We start from the raw sequence: 19,727 nt of genomic DNA on the forward strand, positions 1-19,727 counted from the left end.
TAAATAGGCTTACCCGGGGCTATTGATGTTTAACCCTTTCAGGGTCTTAATCTTGAATGAAATTCTCTGCAATGACGAGATTTATATCTACCTGTACTAATTCATTACCAAGGTTTTTACCCGAGGCTCATCTCCGGAGACATCCGTAAATGCTATAATCACTCCATCCCGGTAGGATGTGATTTGCGGGAAGCCAGCGCTGCGTTCAGTAGAAATATCGTCGAGCTGATGAGCGTTTAACTTATTACCGTCAAAATCATAGCTTTCTATTTTTAGAGCCCCATTTTCATTATTTGTGGAAACCCAGCTTACCCAAATTTTATCTTGGGAGATATGCAGATCCACTCGTCCCTGTGTATTTGATTCTTCCAGAAGGATAGGGGAATGGAAGCTTTCTCCGCCATCATCAGAGATGGCCAGCTTGGTTTTGGGTTTATCATTAGCTCCGGTGAACCAGGCTACTGCCACCGTTTCTCCGGAAGCGTCGATAGCAGGACCATTGACCGGACAAGCGGCAATATTCCAGTTATCGGCATGAACCGGTTTACCTTCCGTCCATGCTCCGTCCTCAAATCTCGAAATGTAGATATCCCGGATTTCATCGCCCGTTCTGTTTCTATAGGCGGCAATAAATCCCGTATTTGTTTTAGCGATGGCCGTATTGCAGCAGTCACACACTGATTCATCAATTAAAAAGCGTTCCTTAACCATACCTTTTTTATCGATAATAGCTCCTCTAAGCGTCATTGCTTTTTCAATATCGTCGTATTCATCATGGGCACGGTCATGTGTTTGCCGCCCATCCAGCCAGAGCGCTGCAAAAGTGGAATCGGAGGCCGGAGTCATACTTAGGAAGCCATGCTCGGTTGGTGTGTTATCGTTGTGCGGGGTGAAAGCACCCAGCCAATTACCGCCAAAAGTGGCCATGTTTACATGGTAAGCATAGGTGCCACCCGGTACTTTATTCAGCCAGTGGGCAGCTAAGGGCTTACCGTCACGGGCAATGAAAGCGGGGAAATCAGCCCAGTTCACAAACCAGGTGGAGTCGGTAGCAATAGTTTGGGCTTCACTCCAGTCATCATCCCCAAAGGAAGCATATTTGAGAGTATACAAGTTGCCAGACTGCTCCATCCAGCCCATGAAAACCGTTCCGGTATTGTCTGTGAACAGCCGGGGATACATGCTTTCAACTGAGGCAGGATTCTTTGTGGTTAAAATGTTGTTTTCCCCGGGCTGGGGGGTGCAAGAAGCTAGTATAGCCGGAAGAAAAAGAGTCAGGAAGAGGATATTTTTAAACAAATTGGTCGGGTTCAAAAGACTGTTTTTTTAAGTGTAGTGATATATTGATTTAAACTCATATAGGGGCTGGAGGTAAAAAGTCACCTCACCTCGGTCCTCTCCTCAAGGAGAGGATGTTTCTGATCGGTAATAATATTGATTTCGATTCTTATATATAAATTTGTTGCACAAAAAACATGTTGCCTTGGCAAAATGCAAAGCCCTCTCCTTAAGGAGAGGGTTGGGAGAGGTAAAAGAAGGAATTTCACCAAGGCACATAATTTCTACTGATCTCGTCTTTCCCTAAAAAAATCCTTTATCAGCTGTTCGCATTCGGCTTCCATCACGCCCTGAATGATTTCAACCTGGTGGTTCAATTTATTATTTGCAGAAATATTAAATACACTGCCACTACCACCGGCCCGGGCATCGGCAGCGCCAAATACCACTGTTCCAAGTTTACTCCAAACGGCCGCTCCCGAGCACATGGGGCAGGGCTCAATGGTCACATAAAGCGTACAATCGCTCAGGTATTTCTGGCCCAGCGTTTCGCAGGCAGCGGAGATAGCCAGCATTTCGGCGTGTGCCGTTGGATCATTAAGTCGTTCCACCTGGTTGTAACCTTTTCCAACAATCTGTCCACGATGTACCACCACGGCTCCAACAGGTACTTCATTTTCCTCATAGGCCTGTTCGGCGAGCATCAGCGCACGCGCCATATACCGTTGATGTTGTTGCCAAAGTTGAAGATCCTGGTGTTTCATAATACTGCTTGATTGCTATGAGTTTAAATAGCTACTTTTGTTCGCATTGTAATCACAAAAAGGTAGCCAAACATAAATCTAATTTGATGGAAAAAGTAGAACAAAGTATCAGGGAATTTATCGGGGAAACCATTCGCACGATACCTGACTTTCCCAAGGAAGGTATTCAATTTAAAGACATCACAACTTTGCTGCAGGACAAACGAGCGCTGGAGCTTACCTCATACATGCTGGCGCAGCCTTACCGTCATAAAAATATCGATTATGTAGTAGGTCTGGAATCGCGGGGCTTTCTCTTTGGTACCAATTTGGCTCAGGATTTGAATGCCGGTTTTGTGCCGGTTCGCAAGCCGGGTAAACTTCCTGCAAAAACGCTGTCCGAATCTTATGAACTGGAGTATGGCGAAGATCATATGGAAATTCATGAGGATGCTTTGTTTGAGGGTGCAAAGGTAATTATTCATGATGACCTGATTGCTACCGGCGGTACGGCTTCTGCTGCTTCAAAATTGGTGCAGCGATTGGGAGGTGAAGTCATTGGCTATTCTTTTATTATTGAACTCTCTTTTCTGAATGGCAGAGAGCATCTCATCCCTAATACACCGGTTGAAAGTATTTTGATTGAATAGCCGGAACAAACTTCATTTTTGGAACTACCATCTACTAAATTAGAACAGTAAATGGAGGACCAAAAGATGAGACCTGCTAGATATTTGTCACTATTTATGGTGACAGCCTTGCTATTTGCAGGCACTGCCTGTAATAAATTTGTTGTTAAGAATGTCGACTATTCACACAAGATTGAATCCGTATTAACGCCCGATGAAACGGGATCAGTAACGGATGTTCGTCATGGTATTAGCTTCAATATCAACCCCTTTCTAAAACAGGAATTTGGGGAAGATAGCAGCCATACGGTGGATGAAGTGAGACTTATACGCGACAGTAAAGGCTATTATTTCATCACAGCCAATGACTTTAAACATGTGTATGTGATGGAACCTGAAAAAAGCGAACTGAAGCTGGAGAACAGGATTAAAGTTTCAGACAGCGGGCTGAATGCGCCAGCTTTTAACATGCGAGATACCATGGTGCAGCTGATACAATCCGATTCCAATACGGTTGTCACATTGAGCGCTAAAGGAAAAATCAAACAGGAGGAACAATCATGAGACGCCTACAAAACTATATACCATTGACTCTTTTGATGGTAGCTGCCTTGTTGATGGGCACCGGCCAAACATTTGCCCAACAATCTGACTACCAGCTTAAAGTGAATTTTGAAAACCAGTATGCTGAATTAAAAGCATCGGTAGATGAAGCCATGACGGTAAAGGAAATCGACTCTATTTTTGTAGAGATTGATTCTCTTGAAGCCAAATATGCTGAACATGAGCAGTTACTTGACAATGCTTTGTATCCAGATACTTATGAAGGCCAGGTTGCTGACCTTAAGCAAAGGGCCAATAATGCAGAGCATAAGTTGACGATTATCTCAGATAAAGAGGAAAAAGTGGCTGCTTTAGCTAAGGAATTATCATCATATAAGACTGAAATTGCGAATCTTCGGAGCCAAACGGATTCACTGAGAGATGCTATTGCTGCATCCGAGAACAGTGAAGCGGAATTATCCCAATTGGTGGCCAGCTACCGCGAAAGCCTGGAAAAGCAGGATGAGATGGTTTTGGCTATGATTGACTCTCTGTTTGCAACCTATAAAGGGCTTCAAAGCCAGCAGATTGCAGAGCTTTCCGAAAAAGTTAAAAGCCGTTCGTTGGAAGGAGAGAAACAGAACCCGGCTTACTTTATCCAAAGTGTAATAACTGAAAATATGCAGATTTTGGAGAATGACTCTGCTTCCCTTCACACCGAAGATTACTTGCGAATGTATGTAGTACAAGAGCGGTTTGAAGAAGTTTGGAATCAGATTGGTGGACAAATAGCAACATTGTATGGCAGTAATCAGCCTCAACAGTGGAGAGCACGCATTAATTCTGAACTTGAAGAATGGGACCATAAGGTTTCCAACAGAATGTGGGCTTCCATGGATGCATATTTGGAAGAGCATCAAATAGATTTAGGTGATTTTGAAAGCAATGAAGGCTTCTATACAGCCCTTGAAGATTTTGTAAAAGGAGCTACCGATGCCAGCCGTGAAAAAGTAATGACATCCGGTGAGTATCAGGACTTTGAAGCTTTTTATGATTTCTGGAATAATAAAATTAAGAGTGAGTGGGGAACTTATGTACAGGAAGGCGAAGTGCTGACCATGTCTCAGATCTCTTCCATTGATCAGGAAGTAATGAACTGGCAGGATGAAGCTAAACCACGATCTTTCATTATTCCAATTCTGTTTGGAGCCAGCTTGCTTACCATTATTGGATTGGTGATTGTACTGGCCAGAAGTCGCCACAAGAACGGTAGCAGTACAACTAACTAACAAACTAACGACTATACCTTTAGTTTTTATCAAGCCGCCTTAAAAGGGCGGCTTTTTTTATGGGATTAAAATAAGAATGATGATGAGCTTGGACGAAATAATATCCTAACGTCAGTTCGAGATAAAGTCTCAACTTTCACTGTAATTGCTCCGGCCTTCAGGCCGGTGAAGAAAGAAAAGAAAAATAAAGCTTTGCCCTGATGGGGCTACAAAATAATTCGTTTTTCAAGGCTGTGGCAATATGGTCTTTTACTATTTTTGCAGCAACCTCTAAAAACGTATGGACTTTTATGCTATCAAAATTCGGGTTCTTTATTAAAGAGGTTCGCTTTCAACGGTCTGAAGACCGGAGCAACTTATTTCTTATCTCGAACTGACGTTACCCTAAAAAAGGGAGTTCGAAATCGAGAGAGTCTTGCACTTTTTTAAAGACTTGAATTCAAGATATAAGTGATCCTTTCCTCATTCATTCCGCTACGATGCATTCGTTAGTGAGGATGATTTGCGAGAAGTGGAGAGGCAAAATAAGGCGACGAAGGTGCCTTTGTCTCTAACCCAATCGACCTGTCACCTTGAAGAAGTATAGCGTAGCGGAATGGAGTAAAAGATCTTCTTAACCAGTCTTAGAGTAGTTTTAATGCCCGTTGAGAGTTTTTTGCACCTTAACATAATGCAACTAAGATTTACTTATTATTTGAAACTCTTAGGGTTAGGATGCGATATACGACCCGGAAATAATCACCCCAAAAAGAAAAAAATGAGACCACGACTTTTTAAAACCTTACCCATTTTACTTTTTCTCGTCACTTTTTTGGCTTTTGAAGCTGTGGCTCAAACTCCAGATTCTACGGCTGTTGAAGATCAACAAGAAGCAACTACCACCACTTTGATATTTGTGCGACATGCCGAAAAGATGGATGACGGCACCGACAACCCTTCGCTAAATGGACAGGGGAAGGATAGGGCTGATAGGTTAGCACAACTCTTACATCAGCAGTACAAAATAGATGCGATTTATTCTACCGGATACAACCGAACGCTTGAGACAGCAACACCAACGGCTGAGGTCTTTGGGTTGGATGTCCAGGAATACGGGCTGGATGATCCAAAAGGATTAATTGCATCCATTGTGAAAGAATACAAGGGAAGGACAGTATTGATTGTCGGGCATTCAAACACGACGCCTTATTTAGTGAATATAGCTTCTGGCAGAGACGATTTTAAACAATTGGATGAGAAGACTTATGGCAAATTATTTGTAGTGGAATCCCGGGAGCTGTACAAAGGAAAAGTAACGGAAAGCAATTACTAAGTGTCAATCAGGGCAGCGAATAGTATTTACGGAGCAGCCATTCTCCGGCAAGGAGTGATAAAACGATTAAGAACCAAAATATCGAGCGTACCGGGTACGCGTAATTCTCAATTTGTTCGGTTTGGGGCTCAAGCACATTATCTGAAGTAAACCGGTCCCAAAAACCATCGATATTATCAAAGCTGAAAAAAGCTCCGCCAGAATTTTGAGCGATGGAACGAAGCAGTCCATCGTTTCGGGCGGTATTGCTGAGTTCTGAACTGGAATTTGAGACCACAAATTCTCCCGAACTTTGATCAATGTCTCTGCCGCCTTTTCGGGCCGTGGCCTCATACGAATAAATACCTTCTGCCAATTGAGGCATTCTAAGTTGGTAATTCCCATTTCCAGTATGATCCATGGTAAAGGTTCGGTCGGAGCCATCTGGTGTATTCAAAATTAATTCAATGATGCCATCGGGTTCGGGTTCTCCATTTTCATTTTGAAGGCTGCCGGTGATATTGACCGTTTCAGAAGTAGTGAAATTTTGCTTTGAGGGAGAAAGAAACAGTAGCCGGTCGTCGGGATCACTGGAAGTCCAGGATACGAGATTAGACATAAGCTGCCGGTTATAGTCTCTCAGCGATTCGTCCTGGCTTTGGGCAAATTTATACCAGTTCCAGATGGCTACCTGCGCACGCCTGATGTTACCGCGTTCCAGCACGGCAATAGCCGGAGATTCGGTTTCCATCCCTTCAAACTGAATGTTGTGTAAAACCTGAGCCTGAGGATCGGAGAGAACGGTTCTCAGCGAACTTCTAAGGTTTGGGGTATCCCCAAGGTTGACCGCGGGGAGCTCCATGATGGGCTGTTCATCTTCTTCAGCTACCTCAGCAAGCCGAACCGGTGAAGAGTTTCGGTTACGATGACGGATTAGCTCTAAGTTACTTAGTTCGCTGGCGGTAATATTTTCATTATCCAGGCTTAAATAAAGCGTGGGCTTTTGCCGGGCCAATTCAGTAATGGCAGCCGCTCCACTGGAAGGGGGAGTACCATGTATGACCATTAGACTGAATTCATCTAAGCCCTCCGGCAGTTCTTCAATAAAACTATTCCCCAACCATGTGAGAGTGGATAGTTCATTGTTTTGATCAGTGGAGATAACACGCCGCAGCGTTTTGACATCGGGGTGAATGCCAAAAGCAACGTGCAATATACGCACTTTGCTATCCAGCACATTCACCGAAAAAGACTGTTGATTGTTTGAGGCAGACCATTCATCAGGCAGTACCTGAACTTCTATAGAAAACTGCTGCAGACCCTCTTCCTCAAGAGGTAATTCAAAGCGGGTTTCCTTCACCTGGTTATCGGTATCAAAATTGAGGCTTTGCTCCTGAAGCGTTTCTCCGCTTCGGGTCAGGCGTACCTGAACGGTGCTTCCGCCATAGCCCGATTGTGTGATTTCAGCATCAATGATATGATTGGTATTTGTATATCCCGTTTGATTAGCCAGAATGTTTGAAACGGAAATATCCTGGACTGCTGCTGTATCTCCAATACCAATGGTGTACATCGGGATGGAAGAATTGTACGCACTAATGGCGGGATTTCGGCCATAGGTGATAATTCCGTCAGTGATAAGCACCACGGCCTGTACGGATTCATCCATTTCAAGTACCGATGAAACCGGTTCAGCGAGGTTAGTCTGGGGTTCAGTTGCTGTGATAGAATCGGGATGAAACGGACGGGTTGAAGTGCCAATGCTATAGAATTCAACACGAGCATCATCGAGGCTGGAGAAATCCAATTCATTCAGCAGTGTGCGATAAGACTCGAGTCCCCGGTAATCTCCTTTGGAGATTCCAGCACTTTCAGAATTATCCAGAAATACTGCAATCTTGGGTTGTACTTCTACCTCGCGGGATGAATAGAAATAGGGATTCATCAACAAAAGGAATACAAGAAGCAGGGCAGCGGCCCGTAAAGTAATCAGAACCGTTTTTGGGAGCGGAGGGATGCTGCGGTGCTTGCGGTAACTGTACCAGGCAATAAAAACCAACAACAAAGCCACCGGCACAGCCAGCCATGGAGAGATAATATGTTGGAAACCTTGAAATTCCACATTAATCCTGCTTTGTGGTTGTGAGAGTCAGCTTATTCCTGTCCGGTGAGCATTTGAATGAGTTTAACCGTAGTAAAACCTTCGGCTTCGGCCGCGTAGTTATTCACAATACGATGGCGTAGTACCGGTATGGCCAGTTCCTGAATATCTTTTTCAGTCACGTGGTACCGGCCTTGTGAGAGCGCGCGGGCTTTGCCTCCTAAAATCAGGTATTGGGAAGCCCGGGGACCTGCACCCCAGCTCATGTACTTATTGATGAAATCCGGAGCCATATCGGTATTGGGCCGTGTTTTTGAAACCAGCTCAACCGCATAATCCAGAACATTTTCTGGCACTGGCACTTCACGTACAAGGCGTTGTAGCTGCTTTATTTTCTCAGCATCCACCAAAGGAGTGATATTGATATCCTGGTGGGCTGTGGTACTGCTTACAATTTCTTTTTCTTCAGCCAGGCTTGGATAATCCACCCAAATATTAAACATAAAACGGTCTAACTGGGCTTCCGGGAGCGGATAGGTTCCTTCCTGTTCAATAGGGTTTTGAGTGGCCAGTACAAAGAAAGGGGTATCCAACGGGTAGGTTTTACCTGCCGTGGTTACGTGATATTCCTGCATGCCTTCCAACAGGGCAGCCTGTGTTTTTGGGGGCGTACGGTTGATCTCATCAGCCAGTACAATATTGGCGAATACCGGGCCTTTAATAAATTTGAATTCCTTGCGGCCCGAGTCTTTGTTTTCTTCAATGACCTCGGTACCCGTGATATCCCCAGGCATTAAATCAGGGGTGAACTGAATACGGCTAAAGCTCAAATTCAGCGATTCGGCAAGGGTACGGATCAGCAATGTTTTCGCCAAACCGGGAACACCTACGAGTACGCAATGACCTCGGGAGAAAAGGCTTATCAGCAACAGGTCGATGATATCATCCTGACCAATGATCGCCTTATGAATTTCTTTTTTTATCTGATGAAATGTATCGTGGAATTCATCAGCTAATTTTACTGATTCTTCAGCTTGGTTGTTCATGATTCAATCTGTGAGTTTTGTCCCGGCAAATCGGCATCGGCGCTCTCGGGCACGGGAATTCGGTAATTTACATACACATCTTCCCGCAGCTCGCTCATCCATTTATCAATTACTCTCATTTGTTTTTGCTGCAGTGCAATTTGTTTAATCCGCTCATAATCCTGCTTAAGGTTCGCAATGTGCTCCGGGATTTGCCGGTCGAGGCGCACAATTCGATAAGCCTTACGATTACGGGTTTGCAGGGTGAAAGACTTAGGTTCTGATATCGCACCTTCTTCATCCATTAACAGAACGATACGATACATAGCCGGATCCAGCCGGTTAAGAGGAATCAGGCGTTCACCGGTTTGAGGATCAAATATTTTACCACCAAGGTCAGCCGTATTGTCGTCTTCACTATACTTGCGGGCCATGTCAGAGAACTTCAGTTCGGGATTCGTAAGCAGGCTGTCTCTGATCTCATTGAGTCGATTAATAGCATATTCTTCGTCCAACTCTTCTTCATCCACAGTAATTAGAATATGGTTGGTTTCGATCTGATCGCCTACACGTCGTTTCAGTTTAATCACGTGATAACCAAACTGGGTTTCTACAACTTTGGAGATGCCACCGGGTTGTAAAGCAGCGGCTGCGGCTGAGTACTCAGGTACCAGCTCGTTGAGAGACATCAGGGGAAGCAGGCCTCCGTTTCTTCGAGAGCCGGGGTCTTCGCTGTGGCGTTGTGCCAGTTCTTCAATAGACTTACCGTGCACCAATATGGAATCTCGCAGTTGTTGGGCAAATGCAAAGGCTGCGCTATCGGCATCTTTATGAGCCGGAGGTACGATCACGATTTGGGATAAAGAGACCTGTTCGGGAATAGTAGGGAGGGAATCAGCAGGAATCTTGTTAAAAAACTCTTCGACTTCAGGACGAGTAATTTTAATGGATTGCAGTTTCTGTTGCTGCACTTGTTGGGTAATCATCTGCTCGCGAAAGTCTTCCCGGAAATCAGCACGAAGCTGAATGATGGATTTTCCAAAGGCTTCTTCAAGGGCTTGCTCACTACCGGCCTGGGAAATAAGCTGCTGGATACGCTGGTCCATCTGTGCGTTAACCTGGTCGTCGGTAACAGTGATGGAGTCAATTTGGGCCTTTTCCAGCATCACGTAGTTATCAATAGTCGATTCAAGAAAGGAGTACCACAACTCTTCGCTAAATTGAGCCGAGCGTTGTTGAGACATCTGAGCCTGACGCAAATAGTCGGCTACACGCTGGTCAATTTCCGATTTCAGGATGATGCGCTCATTAACATGGGCAACAATCTGATCAACAAGTTTTGGTTGTTCCTGGGCCTGTAATTGAGTGGTTTGTGTAAATAAAGTGAGAAAAAGAAGAGGTAGAAAAAGGAATAATTTATTCTTCATTAGTAGATTGATTCAAAGATGCAGTGTCTGTTTGTACAGTACTATCGCTGTTTGTAACGCTATAAATTTTAATTTCATTGTTCGCCTGCCCCTGAAGATAAAGATTCTTTACATATGTATTGAAGGCTCTTTTGCGCTTTTCCATAACCAGCCAGCCTTTAATCTGTTCCAGCAGCCAATCCAGGTCAGGGTGATCACCGGCCGGACGTTCGTCCAGTAATTGCACAAAATGGTACTCATTCCCGGCCTGGAGAATAGGGGAAATCTCGGACGGACCGATAACTCGCAGGTACCGGTTCAGGCTCTCAATATCTCCGCCTGCGAGTGACAGAGGCCAGTATTTTTGAGATTCCCTGATCTTCAAATCAGGATATAATGAGTAACGATTTGCCACATCTTCCCATTCCTGCCCCTGTAATAATCCCTGCCGGGCATTTTCAGCGTCAGAAGCAGAGGAGGCTACCAGGTGACGGTAACGTACGTATTGCTCCTCCAACGTGAATTCATCTTTATGCTGCTGATAATAATTGCGCGCTTCCTGATCAGTTACTTCTACTTCATCCTCAAACTCGCCGATGATAAAATCCTGTACGGATTGTACAATCAATTCTTCCTCCAGACGCTCCAGACGTTTTTGAACTTCCGGACGACTGCTAAAATTAAGGCGATCGGCTTCCTGTAATATAACCCGCTGGCGCACCCACTTATCCCGATATTGCTCAATAGCAGATACGCTGTCGGATTGAAGGATAGCCGGTGGAATTTGCTGGCGGGCTTCAGACAATGTCAGGCTCTCCATACCTACCTCAGCCAAAATATCCGTGCCGTTTCGTTGAGGGGTATTGCAAGCCGTAAAAAGTAGAAGTCCGCCCGCAAACAGGCTAATTATATGGAAGAAGGGATGGTTCATGAATCCTTCTGGTAGGCCTTACTTAATTTATCGGTATAAACTTTAACGTTATACTCGTCCCTGATTTTATTGAGCCATTCTTGCTCACGTACAGGCTGGAAATCAGCCAATAACTTGCTGAAGGCTTCCTCAAAAGTCATACGGCGGGAGGGAAGGCGGTCTTTTAACCAAAAGATGGCACGACGTTTATTGTATTCAAATGGCTCTGAAAACTCACCCTCATCAAGGTTTTCGAGGCGGTTATAGGGGCTTTCAGTATAAGAATTCAAAGAGTCAGCCCGGAAAGCGATGCCTTTAATTTCGGTTTTAAGACTGTCGGGATTATTTCCTTCCTGAATAAATGCTTTGGCCTCCATTAGCAGGGAATCTTCAGCAGAAGTAATCAGATAATAATAAGGGCGTTCGGAATAGGAGTATTCCTCTGGATTATCCTCGTAGATTTTCTCAAGACGGGACGTATCTACCGTTGCGCTGCTCCAAACTTTGTCATCATTTATTTGGTAGACTACCAAGCCATCCATGTAGCTTTTTGATTGCTTTTTAAATTCTGGAAATACTTCCTTGGTAAGCTCAATGATGTTCTCATCAATTACATAGTTGACGAAGTTGTTGAACCAGTCATCGGCGTAATCTCTGCCCATTCGGTTCGCATATTTCTCTTTGAAATATTGGTGCAGGTCTCCAATGGTTTTTTTCGTGTCTTTAAAGTGATAAACCGGCTTTTGAAGTAATGATTTTCCCGGAGAGTCTATCTCAGAAAGCATCAGGCTATCTGAATCCACTAACCATTCTGAATACTGCTCAAGGTTGTTTTCGAAGGTTTTTGTTTCAAAACGATCTTTTAGATAACTGACTACAAAAGCATTGTTTTCTTCAAATGCGGGGGAATCCTCAAAGCCTTTCATGAGGGCAGCTCTGCGTTCTTCTTCTGAAGCATAGGTTTGAACAGAATCAATCTTGAAAATGTGATAACCGTAATTGGTTTGTACCGGTTCAGAATATTCTGATTCCGGGGATATATTCATCACAGCATCCACGAAATTCATCGCAAAATTCGATTGATAGCTGACCCATCCGAGTCGGCCACCGCTATTTCGGGAATTACCGTCTTCGGTGTAATCCTGGACAACTTCGCCCCAAGGCTGTCCATCTTCCAGGGCGGCATAAGCTTTACTTATTTTTTGATAAGCGGTCGTATCCTGCGTTGCACGCACATAAATGTGGCTGGTTTGTCGTGCACGGGTTCGTTCCCGGCGATCCTGTAACAGCACAATGTGATAGCCAAACTGGGTTTTAAAGGGCTCGGAGATTTCGCCTACTTCCAGGTTATAAGCTACATCTTCGAACTCGCTTACCGTTCTGCCGGCAGAAATCCAGGGAATATCCCCGCCCATGCTGCGGCCGTTGCGTTTGGTTGAGTATTCCTGATTTACTTCCTCAAGAGGAACACCTTCCTGAATTTTTTCTTTTGCTTCCTGCAGTTGTTGCTTGATTTCAGCTTCACGCTCTGCAGAGATACGAGCATCGGCAGCAATCAGAATATGAAAGGTTTTGAGCTCCTCCGTTGAGCGCTCATAGTAAGATTCGAAAAGAGTAGGTTTGATCTCACTTTGCAGCCATTTGGCGTAAGCCGCCTGTTTGGCATACGCCTTATGTTCTTCAATGAGGGAAGAATCCTGGTAATAACCCAGATCTTGGGCTGCTTTTAGCTTGGCTTTATAATCCAGGTAAACGGGTAAGAACTCTTCCAGCTCCTGTAAAGTCGGGTTACTGGCTTCACCGGAGTTGATGTTATTTTTTAGTTCAGCGTAGGTGACCTTCTCTTTACCTACTTTTCCAACTACTGTTTTGTCAGAGGATGACTGGGCCCACAAAAGAGCAGGACTTATCAGAAATATAAAAAGTGAAAAAACAATACGTTTCATACTGTTCGCCATTGCGAATATCGGGTTAGGTTATCGTGATTTTAGTTTGATAGTGATAAAAGAGTAATCAAAATAGCATGCCGGCAAAAGCAGCCGTCATCAGGTTGGCTAAAGTTCCGGCAAAAACAGCTTTAATGCCAAATTTAGCAAGATCTGATTTTCGGCTTGGTGCCAGTCCGCCAATTCCTCCAATTTGAATGGCAATGGAGGAGAAGTTGGCAAAGCCACACAACGCAAAAGTGGCCATGGCTATTGTTTTAGGTGAAATATTGGCGGCGGTTACTTCTTCCGCCAGTTTCAGGTAAGCTACAAACTCATTCAATACAATTTTAGTGCCCAGCAAGGATCCCATGTTCACGGCATCCGCCCAGGGGACCCCAATCAGCCAGGCGATGGGAGCAAAAATCCATCCAAGTACCATTTCAATGGTCAGGCTTTCTCCCAAAAGTCCGGTAATACCGGTGATGTCGCTTCCCCAGCCTAAGATACCATTAAACATAGCCAGTAATGCAATGAAGGCCAATAACATAGCGCCTACATTTAAGGCTAGCTGAAGACCTGTGCCGGCTCCGGTAGCTGCAGCATCAATCCCGTTGGCATCGGTTTTTTCTACTTTCATGGATACATCGCCTTTGGTCACGGGTTCGCTGTCTTCAGGGTACAAAATTTTGGCAATCACGAGTGCGGCAGGAGCGGCCATCAGACTGGCCCCCAGTAATCGTTCAGCAAAAAGTTGTTGAGCCGCGGCAATTTCTAATCCATTGGCTTCGGCAAAGGGTGTACCCAGCATGGCTACATAAGCAGCCATCACACCCCCGGCAATGGTGGCCATTCCTCCCGTCATTACCACCATCAATTCCGATTTGGTCATTTTTTTGATAAAGGGTTCCACAACCAGCGGTGCCTCGGTTTGCCCCACAAAAATATTGGAAACAACCGAGAGGGTTTCAGCCCCGGAAGTTCCCAGCAGTTTCTGCATCCCTTTTGAAACCATCTTCACCACAAACTGCAGGATGCCGTAGTGGTATAAAATGGCCGTGAGTGAAGCAAAAAACACAATGGTAGGCAACACCTGGAAGGCAAAAAATACGCCCAGGCTGTCGGGATGTTCTGGGCCGTGGCCCAATCGTCCAAATATAAAAGAGGCACCCTCGGTGGTGTAATCCAGCACTACAACAAAGAAGCTGGCTATTTTTTGGAATAGCAGCATGGGCCAGCCCAAAGGAGCCCAAAAACCGGCCAGTACATCAGCCTTTAAAATAAATATGGCCAGGATAAACTGTATCCCGATTCCTATACCGACCAGTTTCCAGTCAATATTTTTACGGTTGTTGCTGAAAATGATGGCAAGGCCAAGAATGCTGACGATGCCGATAATACCACGTACAATATCCATTAGGTGTGCTCTGTGTTTATTTCTTTTTTCTTCTGATCACTTTTTTTGTCGGATGATTCCGCTCCTGAATTCATAAAAGGTTTGATAGGTCGGCCGCGGCGTTTGTCTACCGGCGGACGGAAACAATGGCGTGCGCGTGGCTCGTAGGCATCATATTCGCCCACCAACACTTGTCCCTCTTTTTCGACCACACGCTGTGAGTAATGGGCCATAGTACCTGATTCAGCACAAACAGCATGCAGCTTGGTTACATATTCTGCAATCGCCAACAAATAGGGCATAGGGCCGAAGGGTTTTCCTTTAAAATCCATATCCAGGCCGGCTACAATTACACGTTTGCCGTCGTTGGCCAGAGTGTTGGCCACATCCACCACGCGATCGTCAAAAAACTGGGCTTCATCAATGCAGATTACGCGGGCGTCTCCGGTGAGCAGTACAATTTGGTCGGCCGTGTCCACAACCAGGCCGGGAAGGGAAGTTTCATTGTGGGAAACCACTTCCTCGTCGCTGTAGCGTTTGTCGAGTGCAGGTTTTACCACCACTACTTTTTGACCGGCAATATGTGCGCGTTTGGCCCGGCGGATCAGTTCTTCGGTTTTTCCACTAAACATGCCGCCACAGACCACTTCTATCCAGCCATATTCCCGTGGTGCTAACGAAGGTTCGTTAATCATCTAAATAAATACGTGTGAAATTAGGTTATGAGCCCTGTTAATTTGAGGACGGAATATATCAGCCAAGCGGGAGAAAAGGAAAAAGGAAAAGTGGTTAATTGTTTGAAAGTGTTAGGTTCAAGGTTTTAGTAGCAAGGCGCAAGATTTTTCTTGTCCATGTATTTGAATTGGGTGAACAAATCCCGCAGGGATGGCCGAATGTAGCCGCGGACTTCAGTCCGTGGTGATGGAGGTCACGGCTACCAACCTCCGCCCGATTGGTGTAAATGGTTTAGTGTTTGACGGAGGTTGGGCTTTCTGTTTTTCAAAAGCTTGTTCACTGCAATGTATATATTGAATCCATCAACCATTTTGGAACCAGAGGTTCCTGCAGGCATTACGAACGAAACGTGCGTAACGAGGAAGGTTAAGGGTTCGTTTTTTTGCCTACCCAAACAGGACCCCAACCCTTTCCCTCCGGCATTTTGAATCAAGCGCCTTTGCCCATTGTACTGCCGCAGGGCAAGGGGACGCTTTGGTGACATCAACAATTACTTCGCAGTTCGTTAATCGCTAATCGAATGATCGTCAATCTCTCGAAAGTTACTTTATATCGAATTGCTTTCCAGAAATGAATGATGGCTTTACAAATTAAGAGAGAATTTCAATAGATGTGCGATAGACCGACAGACCGATGTTCGATGGACGATTTTTTTTAATCCTGTTCATCCTTAAATCCCCAAAATCATGGTTCAATATGATGCCCGCTTTAGCTCCAGTATAAGTCCAGTACAACTCCAGTTACAGTATGTTTGGAAACGAAGCGGTATTGGAGGGGTGCTGGAGGGATACAATGGATGGAAGATGACTGACATCCTAATGAGCCGTCAGTTTTGCCCCGTAACGGGCAACACCATTTAAGAGATGACAGAGTCTGTGACCGGCAGATCGATCATTGGTGATTTCTTGAAAACCACTCTTATCTCTTAATAACACCGTCATTGCGAGGAACTCATAATGCTTAAAGTAGGACTGGAGTGCCTACCGACGAAGCAATCTCCTTAATACCACTTGGGGTATTCATCAACGAAGCGTTGGGAAAGGAGTTGCCTTGATCAAACAGATCGCCACGTCGGAAGGCAAGGTAAATCGAGTTTCAAACGAAGTTGCCTCCTCGCGATGACTGGCGTTGAATAGATTTTTGAAATCCTACTTTTCTGCTTAAATTTGTCATCGGTAAGATAAAAGCCAATAGCCCAATAACATCCTCATGCCATAGTTTCAAAAGGGCAATTTCGATATCTCTTTGATGGACATTATAAAAGGAGATATAGCCATGCGTAAAAAGATTTCAACTGCCTCTGTTCTTTCTGTTTCAATCATTTCCTTTCTTTTGGTGAGTTGCGGCACACCGTATCAAGCCCTGGACTTTTGGGGGCATGGTTTCAGCGAAAGAAAGCTCTCGGAACAAAGCTATCTTGTTTCATTCAGTGGCAATGAAAGTACATCAGCCATCGAGGTTCAAAACTTGTTGCTTCGAAGATGCGCCGAACTCACACTGTCTGAAGGCTATAATTATTTCTTGATCCTGGACGAGAAATCCGACAAGAAAACCAGCTTGTCGTACATTGAAAGCTCCGAAGAATATAGCCGGGATGAAGAATACACGAAATCCGTTCAGATATACATGGCGAACAGAGATGAGCTTACCAAAGAAGAACTTCGCCAGGCGATAGATGCACGTGTTTATCTTGCATACAACAAATGAAGACTGATATGATTTTCGATGCTTAAACAGCAACTTTGCTCTTAGCCCGACCTCACCTCAATCCCCTCCTTCGCAAGGAGAGGAAGTTTGCTTGGCTTAACCATAAAGGAATCTTGAAGTATGAGTTTGATGTATTACAAGAGTCCTTTTCCTTGAGAAGGAGAAGACAAAAGAGGTCAGCAGGGAAGGGCTGTGATCTTCACTCTACTTAGTTTTGAATCGCGGATTTAATGGATAAACAGATTGCGCAGATTTTACAAAGGCTCAATCTATAATCTTTAATTTTCCATCCTTTAATATTTAATCATAATAAAGGTCGAATTCTTTCTTCCACCCCTTAGCCATCCATCAGACGACTCTCTGCGGGAATTAAGTGACGGAGAGCTAAGCCAGTCGTCGGATGGAATACGGGGTTTGTAATCTGCAATTTGTAATCTCCAATCTTTAATTCACAGATACATAATTTTTACATATACCGCCTTATTGCTATCTTCAGCGCATGAAGAAATTTGTTCTACAGAAGGAAGAGCCTCGTAAACGACCCGAAGATTATTCCATCCCGTATGCTGATTTGCTTAATAAACAGCAGCAGGATGCGGTGTTCCACGATAAAGGACCAGCTTTGGTGGTGGCGGGAGCGGGGACTGGTAAAACCCGTACGCTGGTGCATCGAGTGGCACGTTTGGTAGAAAGTGGGGTTAATCCCAACAATATTTTGCTGCTTACTTTTACCCGTCGTGCCGCTAAAGAAATGCTTAACCGTGCAAGCAATATCCTGGATGAGCGTTGCCGGCAGGTGCAGGGCGGTACCTTTCATTTTTATTGCAGCTTGTTGCTTCATCGTTATTCCGAGGCCATTGGTTATCCCTCCAACTTTACCATCATTGACATAGCCGATGCGCTTGAAGTGATTCAGTTCGTGCGCACGCAGCTCAACCTTCATAAAAAAAAGAAACGGTTCCCCAACAAAAATACGCTGCGTAATATTATCAGCACCTGCCACAACAAAAACCTGGATTTGCGCGTGGTGTTGCTGGAAGAGTATCCGCAATTCCTGGAGCAGGAGGAAAAGATCCTGAAAGTGGTGGAAGGCTACCAAGAGTACAAAGAACGCAATTTTGTAATGGATTTTGATGACTTGCTGATCAACACCAGGGAGTTGCTTTCCAAGAATGATGACATCCGCAAAAAGGTGGCTTCTAAAAATGAGTTTGTGATGGTGGATGAGTTCCAAGACACCAATAAGCTGCAGGCAGAACTTACCGAGTTGTTTTCCAGCGTGCATGGTAACGTGATGGCAGTGGGGGATGATGCCCAAAGCATTTATTCCTTTCGTGGGGCCGATCACCAAAACATCATGGATTTTCCAGAGCGATTTAAAGGCACCAAGCTCATCAAGCTGGAAGAAAACTATCGTTCTACCCCCGAAATCCTGGAAGTGGCGAATAACCTGTTGAAACAGGCTAATTATAAGTTTGATAAGCAGCTGTATTCCAACATCGAAAATGGGGAATTGCCGGCCCTGGTGCAGTCTTCCAGCGAGCACGACCAAAGCCGGTTTGTAACGCAGGCGGTACTCCAGATGCGGGAGCAGGGGATGGAGCTCAATGAAATGTCCGTGCTGTTTCGTAACGGGCGAGACTCTTTTGATTTGGAAGTAGAGCTGAACCGAAAGAACATTCCTTTTGTAAAATACGGCGGACAAAAATTTACCGAAGCCGCTCATATCAAAGATGTACTGGCGCATGTTCGTGTGCTGGTGAATCCCATGGATACTATTGCCTGGAACCGCGTGTTGATGCTGCTGGATGGTATCGGCCCCAAGACCGCCCAGGATTTATTTGAGTGGATTCGTCTGGCCAACAATCCGTACCGGCTGGATCTCTCGGATACCACCAGTCAGTCCTACATCGATCAGCTAAAAGAACTGAGTAAATTACTGGTCGATTTGAAAGAAAATGATCACTCGGTATCCAAAGTGGTGGAATTGGTTGTCGGTTACTATAGAGATTTTTGCAAGAGCCGGTATGATGATTACCCAAAACGACTGAAAGACTTAGAAGCTTTTATTAATGTATCAGAGAGCTTTACTTCGCTCCCTAAAATGCTCGAAGAGTTGGCCTTGGACCCGATTACTGCTACGGCCGTAGATACGGAGCAAAAGACCAAGGAAGAGGCCCCGCTTATCCTTAGTACTATCCATTCGGCCAAAGGATTGGAATGGAGGCATGTGTTCATCATTCAATGCCTGGATGGTATCATTCCGTCAGCTTATTCCGTTGAGGATGAGGAACAGCTGGATGAAGAATTGCGCCTCTTATATGTGGCCGCCACTCGTGCAAAAGAGATGCTCTATTTCAGTTATCCGGTACTGGCGCAGTCGGCGTACGGGGATTATTTTACTCAGCAATCCCGTTTTCTAAAAGATATCAATAGTGAGTTGCTGGAAGAATGGAAGCTTGTAGAGGAGGAAACCAATCAGCTTTCCGATGGGGATCAGCAGCAATTGCCTGAATAGATTTGAGCCCGATTTCTGATAAAGGAGTGTAATTTTCGGGATTTAATTAATCCTGTAAATCTCATCAATCCTGAAAAATCCTGGTTCATTCTATGATTTAAAGCAATGGTTAGACCAATCAGGCCTTGGCACCGACACCTCTCACAAACAATACGGGAACAGCCGCATTGTTTGATCTCTCCTCAAGGAGAGACTTTATCGAGACGGTCTTAAAGTTACGTTGCCTGAAAA

The 19,727-nt window shown here is 44.8% G+C and carries 16 protein-coding genes; 7 read left to right on the top strand and 9 right to left on the bottom strand.

The genetic code is table 11. The features are described 5' to 3' along the window. Positions 1–96: 96 nt before the first annotated feature. A complete protein-coding gene (locus FN815_RS00940) occupies positions 97–1,314 on the bottom strand; it encodes a hypothetical protein (protein ID WP_142452714.1) in 1,218 nt (405 codons plus the stop codon). Between the two features lie 248 nt (positions 1,315–1,562). Beyond that, entirely contained in the window at positions 1,563–2,042 is a 480-nt protein-coding gene (gene tadA / locus FN815_RS00945; protein WP_142452715.1) for a tRNA adenosine(34) deaminase TadA, read from the bottom strand. Between the two features lie 86 nt (positions 2,043–2,128). Between tadA and FN815_RS00950 the strand changes: the two genes are divergently transcribed. The 4 genes from FN815_RS00950 (at position 2,129) to FN815_RS00965 (ending at position 5,794) form a co-directional block, all read left to right on the top strand. Beyond that, entirely contained in the window at positions 2,129–2,671 is a 543-nt protein-coding gene (locus tag FN815_RS00950) for an adenine phosphoribosyltransferase (RefSeq protein WP_142452716.1), read from the top strand. Positions 2,672–2,737: 66 nt separating this feature from the next. Next, positions 2,738–3,214: a hypothetical protein gene (locus tag FN815_RS00955; RefSeq protein ID WP_246075090.1), complete on the top strand. Its 477-nt coding sequence runs from the start codon at positions 2,738–2,740 to the stop codon at positions 3,212–3,214. Next, positions 3,211–4,482, top strand: a complete 1,272-nt coding sequence (locus FN815_RS00960; protein WP_142452717.1) for a hypothetical protein — start codon at positions 3,211–3,213, stop codon at positions 4,480–4,482. The genes FN815_RS00955 and FN815_RS00960 overlap by 4 nt, the downstream gene beginning before the upstream one ends. 757 nt (positions 4,483–5,239) lie before the next feature. Next, positions 5,240–5,794: a SixA phosphatase family protein gene (locus FN815_RS00965; RefSeq protein WP_185957124.1), complete on the top strand. Its 555-nt coding sequence runs from the start codon at positions 5,240–5,242 to the stop codon at positions 5,792–5,794. 7 nt (positions 5,795–5,801) lie between these two features. On the opposite strand, the gene FN815_RS00970 is transcribed toward FN815_RS00965, so the two are convergent. The 7 genes from FN815_RS00970 to FN815_RS01000 form a co-directional block, all read right to left on the bottom strand. After that, a complete protein-coding gene (locus tag FN815_RS00970) occupies positions 5,802–7,895 on the bottom strand; it encodes a hypothetical protein (RefSeq protein WP_142452719.1) in 2,094 nt (697 codons plus the stop codon). A 32-nt stretch (positions 7,896–7,927) separates the two neighbouring features. Beyond that, entirely contained in the window at positions 7,928–8,920 is a 993-nt protein-coding gene (locus FN815_RS00975) for an AAA family ATPase (protein ID WP_142452720.1), read from the bottom strand. After that, positions 8,917–10,326, bottom strand: a complete 1,410-nt coding sequence (locus FN815_RS00980) for a peptidylprolyl isomerase (RefSeq protein WP_142452721.1) — start codon at positions 10,324–10,326, stop codon at positions 8,917–8,919. Before FN815_RS00980 ends, FN815_RS00975 begins: the two co-directional genes overlap by 4 nt. Then, the gene (locus FN815_RS00985) at positions 10,316–11,236 is read right to left on the bottom strand and encodes a peptidylprolyl isomerase (RefSeq protein WP_142452722.1); all 921 of its coding nucleotides are present in this window, start codon (positions 11,234–11,236) and stop codon (positions 10,316–10,318) included. Before FN815_RS00985 ends, FN815_RS00980 begins: the two co-directional genes overlap by 11 nt. Further along, complete coding sequence (locus FN815_RS00990; RefSeq protein WP_185957125.1) at positions 11,233–13,161, bottom strand: peptidylprolyl isomerase; 1,929 nt, start codon at positions 13,159–13,161, stop codon at positions 11,233–11,235. The genes FN815_RS00985 and FN815_RS00990 overlap by 4 nt, the downstream gene beginning before the upstream one ends. Before the next feature lie 67 nt (positions 13,162–13,228). Then, on the bottom strand, positions 13,229–14,557 hold the full coding sequence (locus tag FN815_RS00995; protein ID WP_142452724.1) for a NupC/NupG family nucleoside CNT transporter: 1,329 nt from the start codon (positions 14,555–14,557) through the stop codon (positions 13,229–13,231). Beyond that, positions 14,557–15,231, bottom strand: a complete 675-nt coding sequence (locus FN815_RS01000; protein WP_142452725.1) for a thymidine kinase — start codon at positions 15,229–15,231, stop codon at positions 14,557–14,559. The genes FN815_RS00995 and FN815_RS01000 overlap by 1 nt, the downstream gene beginning before the upstream one ends. Positions 15,232–15,957: 726 nt before the next feature. Here FN815_RS01000 and FN815_RS18790 point away from each other — a divergent pair. The 3 genes from FN815_RS18790 (at position 15,958) to FN815_RS01010 (ending at position 19,496) form a co-directional block, all read left to right on the top strand. Further along, positions 15,958–16,131 (top strand): hypothetical protein, encoded by a 174-nt coding sequence (locus FN815_RS18790; protein WP_185957126.1) that lies wholly within the window; start codon positions 15,958–15,960, stop codon positions 16,129–16,131. Between the two features lie 388 nt (positions 16,132–16,519). Then, the gene (locus tag FN815_RS01005; protein ID WP_142452726.1) at positions 16,520–16,978 is read left to right on the top strand and encodes a CC0125/CC1285 family lipoprotein; all 459 of its coding nucleotides are present in this window, start codon (positions 16,520–16,522) and stop codon (positions 16,976–16,978) included. A 499-nt stretch (positions 16,979–17,477) separates the two neighbouring features. After that, on the top strand, positions 17,478–19,496 hold the full coding sequence (locus tag FN815_RS01010) for an ATP-dependent helicase (protein ID WP_142452727.1): 2,019 nt from the start codon (positions 17,478–17,480) through the stop codon (positions 19,494–19,496). The last annotated feature ends 231 nt before the right edge of the window (positions 19,497–19,727 follow it).

Origin of the sequence: Gracilimonas mengyeensis (assembly GCF_900182705.1) — a bacterium.
GTDB classification, from domain to species: Bacteria; Bacteroidota; Rhodothermia; order Balneolales; family Balneolaceae; genus Gracilimonas; species Gracilimonas mengyeensis.

What these genes read in the sequence shown, in the direction of transcription:
- tadA (WP_142452715.1), bottom strand. Translation starts at nt 2,042, where the DNA reads ATGAAACACCAGGATCTTCAACTTTGGCAACAACATCAACGGTATATG.
- FN815_RS00950 (WP_142452716.1), top strand. Translation starts at nt 2,129, where the DNA reads ATGGAAAAAGTAGAACAAAGTATCAGGGAATTTATCGGGGAAACCATT.
- FN815_RS00955 (WP_246075090.1), top strand. Translation starts at nt 2,738, where the DNA reads ATGAGACCTGCTAGATATTTGTCACTATTTATGGTGACAGCCTTGCTA.
- FN815_RS00960 (WP_142452717.1), top strand. Translation starts at nt 3,211, where the DNA reads ATGAGACGCCTACAAAACTATATACCATTGACTCTTTTGATGGTAGCT.
- FN815_RS00965 (WP_185957124.1), top strand. Translation starts at nt 5,240, where the DNA reads ATGAGACCACGACTTTTTAAAACCTTACCCATTTTACTTTTTCTCGTC.
- FN815_RS00975 (WP_142452720.1), bottom strand. Translation starts at nt 8,920, where the DNA reads ATGAACAACCAAGCTGAAGAATCAGTAAAATTAGCTGATGAATTCCAC.
- FN815_RS00980 (WP_142452721.1), bottom strand. Translation starts at nt 10,326, where the DNA reads ATGAAGAATAAATTATTCCTTTTTCTACCTCTTCTTTTTCTCACTTTA.
- FN815_RS00985 (WP_142452722.1), bottom strand. Translation starts at nt 11,236, where the DNA reads ATGAACCATCCCTTCTTCCATATAATTAGCCTGTTTGCGGGCGGACTT.
- FN815_RS00990 (WP_185957125.1), bottom strand. Translation starts at nt 13,161, where the DNA reads ATGAAACGTATTGTTTTTTCACTTTTTATATTTCTGATAAGTCCTGCT.
- FN815_RS00995 (WP_142452724.1), bottom strand. Translation starts at nt 14,557, where the DNA reads ATGGATATTGTACGTGGTATTATCGGCATCGTCAGCATTCTTGGCCTT.
- FN815_RS01000 (WP_142452725.1), bottom strand. Translation starts at nt 15,231, where the DNA reads ATGATTAACGAACCTTCGTTAGCACCACGGGAATATGGCTGGATAGAA.
- FN815_RS18790 (WP_185957126.1), top strand. Translation starts at nt 15,958, where the DNA reads ATGGTTCAATATGATGCCCGCTTTAGCTCCAGTATAAGTCCAGTACAA.
- FN815_RS01005 (WP_142452726.1), top strand. Translation starts at nt 16,520, where the DNA reads ATGGACATTATAAAAGGAGATATAGCCATGCGTAAAAAGATTTCAACT.
- FN815_RS01010 (WP_142452727.1), top strand. Translation starts at nt 17,478, where the DNA reads ATGAAGAAATTTGTTCTACAGAAGGAAGAGCCTCGTAAACGACCCGAA.